The sequence below is a fragment of the Aquimarina amphilecti genome, from assembly GCF_900109375.1.
In the GTDB taxonomy this organism is placed as follows: Bacteria; Bacteroidota; Bacteroidia; order Flavobacteriales; family Flavobacteriaceae; genus Aquimarina; species Aquimarina amphilecti.
Map to the genome: position 1 here is coordinate 105,557 of NZ_FOAB01000009.1, position 12,578 is coordinate 118,134.

11 protein-coding genes are annotated in these 12,578 nt (G+C 31.3%); 5 read left to right on the forward strand and 6 right to left on the reverse strand.

The genetic code is table 11. The features are described 5' to 3' along the window. The first annotated feature begins 60 nt into the window (after positions 1–60). From BMY33_RS20650 to BMY33_RS20665, 4 genes are all read left to right on the forward strand, one after another. Entirely contained in the window at positions 61–3,309 is a 3,249-nt protein-coding gene (locus BMY33_RS20650; RefSeq protein ID WP_244543065.1) for a WD40/YVTN/BNR-like repeat-containing protein, read from the forward strand. A 262-nt stretch (positions 3,310–3,571) separates the two neighbouring features. Continuing rightward, on the forward strand, positions 3,572–4,405 hold the full coding sequence (locus tag BMY33_RS20655) for a LytR/AlgR family response regulator transcription factor (protein ID WP_091412037.1): 834 nt from the start codon (positions 3,572–3,574) through the stop codon (positions 4,403–4,405). 194 nt (positions 4,406–4,599) lie between these two features. After that, positions 4,600–5,256, forward strand: coding sequence for a hypothetical protein (locus BMY33_RS20660; protein ID WP_139195712.1), 657 nt, complete (start codon positions 4,600–4,602; stop codon positions 5,254–5,256). A gap of 195 nt (positions 5,257–5,451) precedes the next feature. Beyond that, a complete protein-coding gene (locus tag BMY33_RS20665) occupies positions 5,452–6,384 on the forward strand; it encodes a hypothetical protein (RefSeq protein WP_091412041.1) in 933 nt (310 codons plus the stop codon). An 86-nt stretch (positions 6,385–6,470) separates the two neighbouring features. Here the strand turns inward: BMY33_RS20665 and BMY33_RS20670 are convergent, their stop codons facing one another. The 5 genes from BMY33_RS20670 to BMY33_RS20690 are packed head-to-tail and all read right to left on the reverse strand — an operon-like array spanning position 6,471 to position 9,895. Next, positions 6,471–7,076 carry a carboxymuconolactone decarboxylase family protein gene (locus tag BMY33_RS20670; protein ID WP_091412043.1) on the reverse strand — a complete coding sequence of 202 codons (606 nt, stop codon included), beginning with the start codon at positions 7,074–7,076 and terminating at the stop codon, positions 6,471–6,473. Between the two features lies 1 nt (position 7,077). Continuing rightward, a complete protein-coding gene (gene lspA, locus BMY33_RS20675) occupies positions 7,078–7,596 on the reverse strand; it encodes a signal peptidase II (RefSeq protein ID WP_170837143.1) in 519 nt (172 codons plus the stop codon). A gap of 46 nt (positions 7,597–7,642) precedes the next feature. After that, positions 7,643–8,179: a DUF4440 domain-containing protein gene (locus BMY33_RS20680; RefSeq protein WP_091412045.1), complete on the reverse strand. Its 537-nt coding sequence runs from the start codon at positions 8,177–8,179 to the stop codon at positions 7,643–7,645. An 11-nt stretch (positions 8,180–8,190) separates the two neighbouring features. Further along, entirely contained in the window at positions 8,191–9,348 is a 1,158-nt protein-coding gene (locus BMY33_RS20685) for a serine hydrolase domain-containing protein (RefSeq protein WP_091412047.1), read from the reverse strand. Between the two features lie 10 nt (positions 9,349–9,358). Further along, positions 9,359–9,895 carry a GNAT family N-acetyltransferase gene (locus BMY33_RS20690; protein WP_091412049.1) on the reverse strand — a complete coding sequence of 179 codons (537 nt, stop codon included), beginning with the start codon at positions 9,893–9,895 and terminating at the stop codon, positions 9,359–9,361. Positions 9,896–10,022: 127 nt separating this feature from the next. Between BMY33_RS20690 and BMY33_RS20695 the strand changes: the two genes are divergently transcribed. Next, positions 10,023–10,940, forward strand: a complete 918-nt coding sequence (locus BMY33_RS20695; protein WP_091412050.1) for a leucine-rich repeat domain-containing protein — start codon at positions 10,023–10,025, stop codon at positions 10,938–10,940. 31 nt (positions 10,941–10,971) lie between these two features. Here the strand turns inward: BMY33_RS20695 and BMY33_RS20700 are convergent, their stop codons facing one another. Beyond that, positions 10,972–12,537 (reverse strand): hypothetical protein, encoded by a 1,566-nt coding sequence (locus tag BMY33_RS20700; RefSeq protein ID WP_091412052.1) that lies wholly within the window; start codon positions 12,535–12,537, stop codon positions 10,972–10,974. Positions 12,538–12,578 lie beyond the last annotated feature (41 nt).

Sequence of the window (12,578 nt, forward strand, 5' to 3'; positions counted from 1 at the left end):
ATCCGCTTCTTTTCAGCAGCATATTTTATTCAACTAATAAAACCAAAATAACTCACACAAATGAATCTTTTTTTTAAATTCATTATGCTTTTTGTAGTGACATTTAGCATAACTTTCAATGTACATTCTCAAGAAAAACTTAAAGAGAAATCCAAAAATCCATTTAGTGGATTAGCATTTAGAAATATTGGCCCAGCAATGACTTCAGGAAGAATAGCAGATATAGCTATTCATCCAGAAAATGAAAACATATGGTATGTTGCTGTAGGATCAGGAGGTGTCTGGAAGACTTCTAACTCAGGAACAACTTGGACTCCTTTATTTGATAAACAAAAGGTATACTCTATAGGGTGTGTAACTATTGATGCTAATAATCCTAATACGATTTGGGTTGGTACTGGAGAAAATGTTGGTGGACGTCATGTAGGTTTTGGTGATGGTATTTATGTAAGTCATAATGACGGTAAAACTTGGAAAAACATGGGGTTAGAAAACTCTGAACATATTTCTAAAATCATTATTCATCCTGAAAATTCTGATATTATATGGGTAGCTTCCCAAGGTCCACTTTGGAGTAAGGGTGGTGATCGAGGTGTTTTTAAAACAAGTGATGGTGGAAAAACTTGGAAACGTACACTTGGAGATCAAGAATGGGTTGGTGGGACTGATATGCTTATAGATCCAAATAATCCAGATGTTTTGTATGCAGCAACTTGGCAAAGACATAGAACAGTCGCTGGTTATTTAGGAGGTGGTCCTGGATCGGGACTTCATAAAAGTACCGATGGAGGAGAAACTTGGCAACCACTCAAGAATGGTATTCCTAAATCAAATCTTGGTAAAATAGGATTAGCAATGTCTCCATTTAATGCTGAAGTTATTTATGCAGCTATCGAATTAGATAGAAGAAAAGGAGGCGTATATATGTCTGCTAATGGAGGTACAACTTGGCGTAAACAATCAGATGCTGTTTCTGGAGGTACTGGACCTCATTATTATCAAGAATTAATTGCATCTCCTCATCAGGAAGGAACACTTTTTATGATGAATAATAGTGCTTTGATTTCAACAGATCACGGGAAAACATTCACGAATATGCCTAGATCTAATCAGCATAGTGATAGTCATGCTTTGGTTTTTAAAAAATCTGACCCTAATTATTTATTAATCGGAACTGATGGTGGTTTATATGAAAGTTTTGATCATACCAAAAGTTGGAAATATGTTAGAAATTTACCAATTACACAATATTTTAAAATAGCGGTAGATGATGCTCTACCTTTCTATAATGTTTATGGCGGTACTCAGGACAACGGATCTCATGGAGGACCATCTAGAACTATTATTTCTAATGGTATCGCAAGTGCAGATTGGTGGAAAACATTAGGAGCAGATGGAGCGCAGACTGCTACGGAACCTGGAAATCCAGATATAACGTATGGAGAATTCCAACAGGGTGCTTTGTGGCGAATAGATAGTAAGACAAGAGAGACTGTCTTTATCCAACCTCAAGCAAGAGAAGGTGATCCATATGAACGTTTTAATTGGGATGCTCCTATCGTAGTGAGTACACATAACCCCAAAAGACTTTATTTTGCTTCTCAACGTGTCTGGAAATCAGAAAATAGAGGAGATGGATGGGAACCTATATCCGAAGATTTAACGCTGAATCAAGAACGTGTTACTTTTCCTTATTATGACAAACCACAGAGTTGGGATAATGCCTGGGATGTTTATGCAATGTCTAATTATAATACAATTACCTCATTAGCAGAATCTCCAAAACAAGAAGGATTGTTGTATGCAGGTACAGATGATGGTTTAATTCAGGTAACGGAAGATGGAGGTGCTTCTTGGAGAAAAATTACACTAAATACAATTAAAGGGTTGCCTACGACTCCTTTTGTTAATGATGTACGGGCAGACCTTTTTGATGCTAATGTAGTTTATGCTGCGTTGGATAATCATAAATATGGTGACTATAAACCTTATATTATAAAAAGTAGTGATAAAGGAAAAACTTGGACATTAATTAATGGGAACTTGCCAAATAAATTACTGATTTGGCGATTAGTTCAGGATCATGTTAAGAAAGATTTATTGTTCGCTGCGACCGAGCTCGGAGTTTACTTTACTTCTAATGGCGGTGTTAGTTGGACTAAATTAGAAGGGGGAATGCCTACAATTCCAATTAGAGATATCACTATCCAAAGACGCGAAAACGACTTGGTAGTAGGTTCATTTGGTAGAGGAATATTCATTTTGGATGATATTACGCCATTACGTAATTTTAATAAAAGTATGAATACCACAGAAGCTACTTTATTCCCTGTTAAGAAAGTAGATTGGTATCGACAAGCAAGTAGAGTTGGTAGTCAAGGTGATGCAGAATGGATTGCTAAAAACCCACCCTTTGGGGCTAATTTTACGTATTATATGCCTGCTAAAATCAAGTCTAAAAAAGAGATAAGAAAACAAAAAGAAAAAAAAGGAAATGCTAAGTTTCCTGGATGGAAAGCTCTTGAAGATGAAGAAAGACAGGATGGTCCCTTATTGCAATTGGTTATCAAAGATAAAAATGGAAAGATAGTAAATACTGTAAAAGGTACGAACAAAAAAGGTTTTAACCGTGTTAACTGGAATTTAACCTATCCTCGTAAAAATGGAGAACGTTTGAGAGCACCACGAAATACTCGTGGTGGATTTCGTAGAGGAGGAATTATGGTTACACCAGGAAATTATACCGTGACATTATTAAAGAGAATTGATGGTGTCACTACCGTATTACAAGGTCCGGAATCGTTTAATGTAACTCCTTTGTTTGAAGGGGCATTACCTAGACAACCATATGAAGAAATGGATAAATTTAGAGAGGCTACCTTTGCATTCCAACAGGATTTAACAGCAACCAATATCTCATTATCAAGAAGTCAACAAAAAGTTGCTGCTATGTTAAGAGCTTTCAACAAAGCATCTACTTCATCTGATGATTTGTATAAGAGATTAAATGAAACTAAAATAGCTTTACTAAACATTGATAAAGAACTTAACGGTGATAAAATAAAGGATCAAATAGGAGAACGATCTAATCCTACGGCTAGTAATGGCGGTTCGTTAGGAAGATTTTCGGGTAATACATATGGTCCAACAGAAGAGCATAAGACTTTCTTGAAAACAGTGCAAAGTCAGTTAAAGAAAGTGAAAACTAAATTACAACCCATTATAGATTCTACGTTACCAGCTCTTGAGAATGAGTTAAAAATTGCTGGTGCGCCTTGGATAGAAGGCCAAGGATTAATTAAGAATTAAGTAATAGTTGCTTACATTTCAAAAACTTGGACTTATTTCCATTTTGTTGATGTAATTAAATTTTTAAATAAGAATATCCCCCTTTATTTTTTCAATTTAGGGGGTTTTTGATTAGAAGAATTACCCATTAACAAAAAACTATAATTACACAATGACCAATGGATAAGGTTAGATATATAGGTTAAATATCCGTAATATTACATTTACAAAGCTATTATGCATATTGTTAGAACTTGATAAACACTAACTAGATTATCTAATAATGATTATTGTACCATTTCAGTTTAAAGAAGCGAACAAATATTTACTACACATTGTATTTGTCGGTTTGGGTATTGGGACAGCTAATTATATCATGAATGGTAATTTAAATTGGATTCAATGGAGTATTCAAGCTTTAGCGACAAGTTTTATAGTAGGATATACATTAGTAGTTATCATATTGAATAAATCTTGGTTTAAGTACTATTTTAAATCAAAAAGTAAATTATACATATTTATACTTCTAGCGTTTTTTTTAGTGGGTGTTTTAGCTACAGAGATAGAGCATATTATCAGATCATTAGTTTTCCAAAGTCAACAATTTCTACTCTTTTCTTCGGGTAAAATGTATTTGTATAATGGAATTATCTCTTTGGTTTTGGGTGTTAGTTTTTTTAAAAATAATTTAGTAAAAAATAAAAGCTCCAATTTTGTTGAAAATCAAGAACCTTTAGATGCTTTGAAAAAGAAGGAAACTGAATTTTTAGATTCTGATAATTGTATTACTAGTATTCCCGTAAAACAAGGCGATAATATCCTTTTATTTCCAATCGAGGATGTGGTTTATTTTGAAGCTTCTGATAATTACTCTTTTGTGCATATCTCAACAGGAGAAAAAAAGCTTTGTGATTATTCATTACTTTTTCTTGAAAACAGATTAAGTAAAAATTTTTCTAGAGTGCATAGAAAATATATTGTTAATGAAAGTCATATTAGAAAAATAAAACCTTATTTAAATGGTCGGTATATGATCATATTTGAGAATAAGGTAACTTCCATTATTAGTAGTAAAGGATATTCGACAACAATTCGAAAGTTAATTAAAATTGAATAATAAGATTAAAAGTAAAAAAAACTCTTTGGTGAGATATTATTAATTTTATTAAAACCGTCCACCCAATTTTATATATCACTCACCAATAATTTCGACCATTCACCATATTTAACTTTTACAACTATTTATATTTTAGTTGTTTAGACTCAGTTTAACATTGAAGACGAATTAGTCTAATTAAATAAGTTTAAGATATGGATATATTACACAGGTCAAACATTCTGCTTCATATCATAGCAGGCTCAATAGCGTTGTTACTGGGGATTATTGCTTTAGTAACGATCAAAGGAGGTAAGAGGCACAATATAAGTGGGAAGTATTTTTTAGGATTTATTTCTATAGTTATTTTTACTGGTTTGATTGGAGTCTTCGTTTTTGGGAGAAACACATTCTTACTTGTTGTAACGATATTAAGCGGCTATGTTTCTTTTTCTGGATATAGGGTATTGCTATTAAAGTCAAATACTCCTAAAATAATTGATGTTATAGTTGCTATAGTTAGTGTTTTGGTTTTGGCTTATTTTCTATATTATTTTAAGTCAATTGGAATGATTTGGTCTCCAATCATAATTTATAGTACAGTAGGAGCATTATTATTTATCGTTACTTATGATTTCTTACGGTATTTAATTCCTAAGAAAAAATATAAGAAACATCGAATTTGGGTATATGAACATATTTATAAAATGACAAGCGCTTTTGCAGGGATTTTATCAGCGTTTATCGGAACGGTATTCGAAAAATATCAACCACATAGTCAGTATATTCCATCAGCTTTGGGAATGTTAATAATAATTGGGTTTATAGTGTATGTTTATAAATATGGTTTAAAAAGACTACCTAAACAATGAGATTATAATGAAATAGTAAACTAAAATAGATGTTAATAGCCTAAATAACTTCATTTAACTCTATGTTGTAGTTTCCTGTTAGAAAATCACGTATAAACACTCATAGCTTCTCTTAAGCCCTTTTATTACCTTGGATATCACTAAAAAAAGTATAACTACTGATTACCATAATTTGTAAAATATAAAACTGACTTTATGAATCATCAAAATCTATATAAGATATTGATAGTACTATTTTCTTCGGGTATCATTGCTCAGAACACTCTTCCATCTAAAACCACAGCATATGTAAATTTTAATATTGGTGCTTCGGAAATAATACCACAAGAAAAATATAAACAACAAGGAGTAACCTTATTAGGATGTAATACTATTATTTCAAATGAAGATATTGAATATTGGAGTGGTGCTCCAAGCGGTTTGGAGTGGAATAAGAAAGATCAAGTATTTACGAACTTACCTTATGGGTATCAAATAGATGAAAAAACAAATGCACCCTATTATGTTTCTAAATATTACATTGCTTCACCACCAGTTTTTCATAGAGGTGAAAATGGAAAACCTACAAAAAACACAGAATACGACATTGGTATTGTGACACCAGATCAATTTGTTTTTGAAGGAGAGAAACCCGTACAGCAGGTATATCTGGATTATGATATTCTAAAACCTGTAAAAATAGCATATATTCCTGTAGTTTTCGATACTTCTTTTGACCTTTGGAAGATAGATGTTATACCATTTACAGTGGCGTGTAAGGATTTTCCTTGGTTAGATAAGAATCTTTATGATGACGCCAGGAGTGCTTCGGGAATTGGTTCTCTAAATAGAAAAATCCCTGAGTTAACAAGTTTATTTTTGCCTTATTACCAGGATGAGGATAGTACCAATCAAAAGAAACACTTTTTAGATTTTGAAGTGACAATTTTAAATGATATTCTTTTTCATCATGAAATATACTTTAAAGTTGATGGAGAAAAAAAGTATTCTATTAACCTAAAAGAGTTTTATGAAAAACATCGGCAAGGTGAAAAAATGGAGATCACCTTGTACTGTGATTACCGTGATGAATTGCCATGCGGGTGTAAAGAGCCTAGCTCAAGTAAACTAGATAAAAAGACAGAATAGATAGATGGTTAAGATAAATCTAGTTAATAGGCGATAAATGTTTTTTTGTAGTTAAATGGAGGAACCTTTCAAAACATGCTATCTTTTTAAGAATGCCCCCAATTTTCTGGGTCATCGTTATTATTAGGAGATAATCCAATAATATCTCCTTTTGTATTAACTCCAAGTCCTACTACGGTTCTATTTACATAATTAAAATAGCTTACTACTTGATTAATTTCTAATATCTCTCCATCTGTTAGCTTATACTTTCTAAGATTCTCAATATCAGATTGTGTGATAGTACTGTGCGATAGTGTTAATTTATGAGCATATCGTATTCCTTCTAGATACTGATCACTAAATACAAGATCCATTTGGTTCTTTTTAATAGAATCAATCACCATATCGTATTTAGCATTATCCTTTAACAAACGTTTTAAACCTGCAGCATGATGCTCTATACAGTACTCGCATTGATTTAAGTTACTTACATAAACGCCTAATGTTTCTAAATACCACTTAGGTAAGGTGTTATTGGCATTGTGTAGTACATTTTTGTATAATCCCATATGACCAACAAGTGTGTGAGGTCTTAGACTATGAATTGATAATACATTATCAATATTATTATTAGGTCCTTTGACACGCTCATATAGTCGTTTTAACTGACCAGTAGCATTTTCGAACGAGATTTCTTTAATCCAACTCATATTAATTGTTTGCTTCTTTAAAGAAAGATTCTTTTTTACTAAATAACGTAGTAATTATAATTATGAAAGATCCAATCATAATAGAGACATCCGCCATATTGAATATTTCAGTTTTTATAATGCCTAAATCCATAATCATAAAATCAGTAACTGATCCATATACGATGCGATCGTACAGATTACCAATACCACCACCAATAATAAAGGTGAAGCCCAATATAGTCTCTTTAGAATAGGTAGTCTTGATTAGTATTAATCGTAATAAAAAAACTAAAACAAGTATTGGCAATAGTTGTAATAGAATGACTTTTAAAAAAGGAGCTAAGTCGGATCCAAGACTATAGGCAGCGCCACTGTTTTCTACTTTAGTCAAAATAAAATTATCTTTAAACACTTCAATTTTTTGATCAGGAGCAATGGTTTGTCTTACCACGGTTTTAGAAATTTGATCACAACCGATGTTAAGCATTACTAATGATAGTATAAGTAGGATTCTTATTTTTCGAGTAATATTTTTCATATTATAAATAACGATATAAATTATTACATGTATCAACAAGAAAACATCAATCCTTGATTTTCCAGTATTTTTGATAATCTGAAAGAGAAAAAGCAGCATCGTAGGATTGCTTGTTTATAGTACCTTTTTCATCAGAATCATAATCAACTAATATCTTCCAAGTATTATTTTCTAGTCGTAGTAATACATGAAACTTTCCATAGAAAAATTTTGTTTCATTTTTGTCATTTGTATATGAACCTCTATATATTCCGCGATCAGAAACTAAAGTATCTGAAGTGATCCTTTCTAATAATTTAAAACTTATAAGAGAAATGGTTGTTTTTGGATTGCTCCAACGTTTTTGATAACCATTTAGGTAATCTTGCCCCTTTTTAATTTCTCCTCCATTTCCTGATATCCTTATCATCTCTTTACTATGAATAGAAGCGAATAAAGGATAATCTAAATGTTTAAAGGCTTCAGAAAAATTACCATACATATCTTGATTAATCTTTTGATGGAATAGTTCTTCTTGTCCATGAGAATAAAACGTTAGGAATAGAAAGGTAAAATAACTTATTACGTATTTCGTTTTAAGCATAACTCTATTTCTTAATCAATTAAACCATATTTAAGGAATAGCATAAAGCTTTCTTTTATAATATCACCAAAATTATCTATAGGACGATTAGCTAACATTACATAGGTGATTCCTTTTTCTGGAAAAGAAATATAGAAAGCCCTAAAACCTCCTTGAGATCCTGTATGTGAAACAACAGGAGTGACAATCTTTTGATTATTATTAGATCTTAGAATTCCATCTATGCCTAAAAACCAACTATAACCAAGATTTGGATTTTTACTATCATTCCAATTGGTAGGATTAAAAACGGTTCTAGATTGTTTCACTGTTTTTGCAGATAAAAAAACTTGTGTCCGTAGTGCTTCTTCATAACTAACCAATTCATTAATAGTACTCCATATTCCACCATTACCAGATGCGGCAAAAGTAGGAACCTCTCCATAATCAGATTCTTGATAAACTCCTTTTTGGTCTTTGTAATAAGCGTGAGCAACTCCTGTTTTGGGATGATCTCCATCAGTAATCTTACTAGTATGCATTCCTGAAGGAATAAAGATATTGTCAATTATAAATTGTTGCCATTTTTGCTTAGTTACCTGTTCAATAATTAATGCTAGTCCATTATATGAAGGATTGGAATACATGAATTTTTCGCCTGGTTCAAATAATAAGTTATCTGTGCGTTTTATAGGTTCAAAATTAGCAGTGTCTTTTGCAGTAATATAATACTCTTGATTTTCTCTAACATTTCTAAGGTCTGGTAATCCCGAAGTATGCGATAACAAATGTTTTATTGTTATTTTTTTCGCAATTTCTGGTGTGTCAAAATCAGGAAAATATTTATATATAGGATCTTCAATAGACAATAATCCCCTTTCTTGGAGAATTAAGATTCCATTAGCTACAAATGTTTTAGAAATAGAACCTGTATTAAAAACTGTATTAGGAGTAATTTTTTCCTTTGTAGTTATATCAGAAATACCATATGCTTTCTCAAATAGTTTTCTATTTCCTTTTGTTAAAACTATTGCAGCTCCTGGTTGGTCTAATGGAAATTCTTTAGAAAAAATAGCATCTAATTCGTTGCTAATATTTTTTTCGCTATCTAATGATTGTTGACCATAGGATTGGAGTATAGTTGTTAAAAAGAGAGTAATGAAAAATGATGAAGTGTTTTTAAGAATCATGAGTAATGATTTACACAGTTATAGAAAATAAAACACAAGATACTAAATTAGGAGAATTGACTAATTTAGGATGATTAAATGTTTTAATCTGTTGCATACCAATTTTCTTCATTACAGCAATAGAATTAATATTTATTTCGGATGCTACTGAATATATTTTTTTTAACTCTAAATGTTCAAAACCATATTTTAAACAGGCATTGGCACCTTCGGTAGCATATCCTTTTTTCCAAACGGATTTTTTAAGTCTCCAACCAATATCAACAAAAGTCCCTAGTTCTTTTATATATGATTGTTCGCTAAGACCTATGAAACCAATTAATTCATTCGTATCTAGTAAGTCTACGGCAAAATAACAGAATTTAGTTTTATTATACATTTGCTGCATACGTAAAATAAAATTTTCTGTTTGTGTTCTGGATGGTTTGAAAGGGAAAAACTCCATAACATCATCATCATCATTAATTTCAGTAAAAAAAACATCTACATCATTAATAGTCCAATTACGGAACCCAAGTCTTTCTGATTTAAATAAGTAAGAATTCATGTGATTAAGAATAAAGAGCAATAATATGCTTGTAATCTACAACAATGGTAAATAAAAGCAATTATATTTGATTGTAAATACAAAAGATAACATTTACATTACTTATTGTTTTTTTTAAATAATCACAATGAAAAAATTAATATTTCTCATTTGCTTAATATTTTATCAACTAACTATTTATTCTCAGGTTAACAAAAGGTTGTCAGTTGAAGAAGTAATAAACTCAGCGGAGAAAGTAGTTTCACTATATCTTAGATGTAATGAATTTCGAATTTTTTCTGAAAAAATAGAAGAATTATTACATTTAGAATCATTGTATTTAAGAGATTGTAGTATTAGTCAAATTCCAAGTGATATTACTAGATTATCAAAATTGAAACTTCTCAATTTAGAAGGTAATACATTTACTTCAATACCATCAGAATGTAAGAGATTACATCAATTATCGGTGTTAAATGTAAGAGGGAATAAATTAGAAAAACTACCAGATTTCTTAGCTAAAATCCCGAATCTTAGAGAAATTGATTTAAGTGGTAATCCCGATCTAGATTTTTCTTCAGCTAGTAAGGTTTTAATACAAATTAAGAATCTTGATTTCTTATATTTAAGTAACAATAAGCTTAAAACAATTCCAGATAGTCTTATTAATCTCGATAAACTCGAAGAATTACATCTTAAGAATAATCCGAATATGGATTTAAAACAGGTATTTGATCTTTTGTCTGAAATTAAGACACTTAAAATTTTGGCCTTGTCTGATAATAAATTGGTTACAATTCCAGAAAATTTAAATTCATTAAAAAACCTTCAAGGTTTAATGTTAGATAACAATCCAACTATTGTAATTCCAAAATTAGTTTCAGTAATTGCAAGTTGTCCGAGTATTAAGGTTGTATTACTGAGAGATAGTAATCTAAAGTTTTTTCCAAACGATTTAAAAGGTTTTTCTTCACTTAAGATTTTGGAGCTAAGTAACAACAGTTTTTCTGAAAAAGAAAAAGAACGTATTCAAAATCAGTTACCAAATACTAAAGTGATTTTTTAATACGACTTTACTATTCGAAAAAAGATTAACATTAATTCTCATCCACCTCAAAAGTAATACTTTCGTAAGCACCAATGTCTGGAGCTGTCATACTTCTTGGGATTCCTAGAATATCTGTTCCCATAGTAGGAGTGGAGCCTTGCCCATTAGCGGCCGAGTCTTCACCAATATTTAATAGATTATCAAATGGATCTTTAAAATCAGGGTTTTCGTTAAAAATTACGTTTTCATATAAACTATTATCGGTAAAGTCGTATAATGGATTGTCTAAAAACTGCCCGTTAAAATCTTCAAAACGAATAAGAGAATTCGTGAATTTGTAATTAAAGACAGTCCCTTCCGCTCTGGTAATTCCAAGTTCTAGATTTTCATTTCCATAAATAATACAATTAGTAAAGTTCGCCTCCAAAAGATCTTCAGTAAGAATTTCGGTAATAGCACCATTCTCATCGGTTACTACGAATACATTATCGAATGCTATAGCTGGAGTATCTCTAAAACTGGTATTCCAATAGTTGGTAAATGTACAATGGTTAAAATTGTAAGTTCCACCAAAAGACGCATACAATGAATTAATTCCCGAGTTGTTGATGACAAGATTTTCTCCAAAAATATTAGCCGTTCGTGCTAATATTCCATAGGCAGAATTGTTATAAATCTGGGAATTAGTAATCGTTAATGTAGGATCTATTCCTCCATCATTAGAGTCCATAATAATACCAGCAGAACCATTTTTTATTGTAGCATGATTAATTACATGCCCCGTACTTCCTGCTGTAAGCCATATAAATGCCCATTGACCAGGAATATCACTAAAGCCAGGTTCTAATCGATCACTTTCGAAAATCACTTCGTTCTCTAATAAATCTGGATCATTACTTACATCTCCATTTACGAGTAATGTAGAATTATTGGCAGCTATGATACCAGATTGATCATGAAAATGTATTCTTGCTCCTGCGTCTATAGTTAAAGTCCGATCCGGCGGTATAGCTGCAAAACCATAGATTACATAAGGCTTTTCATTAGTGAAATTTAATTGATCATCCTCTAGGAAAAAGCCTTCTATCCTTATTTCTTCCATATTATCATCTTCTCCCAAAAGCAATGTCTCCACAATTCCATTTTCATCCCTAGAAGGAAATAAAAACACCGCATCTTTTACTAAAGTCACTAGATCCACATCTTGTTGACTTCCACTAGGATCAAAAAGAATACGATCAGTATATATAAATTCTAAATCACCTGTTTGTTGTGTGATATCGGTGGTTGTTTCTACAAAAACAAAAATACTGTCCTTAGCTAAAACTTGAATGTCTTCAAAAGATTTGCCAGGAATTCCATCTACATTTAATCTATAACTGGAGGTTTCTCCTCGTTCTAGAGCAATACTTGGTATTGTAAAATCGTCATTTGTTCTATTATATACTTTGAAGCTGTAAGTACTAGATCCTATGTTGGTAAATATGGTGTCTAGATATAATGTATCTGTAGAGAATTGTAAATTTCCAGTACTCGGTCCGGATTCAAAATCCTTACGACAAGAACTCCATAAGATAATAATGGCAAGAAGAAAAAGAGAGGATAAATAACGCATTATTTAGTAACTGTTTTTATTAAAATATAATTGATAAACCT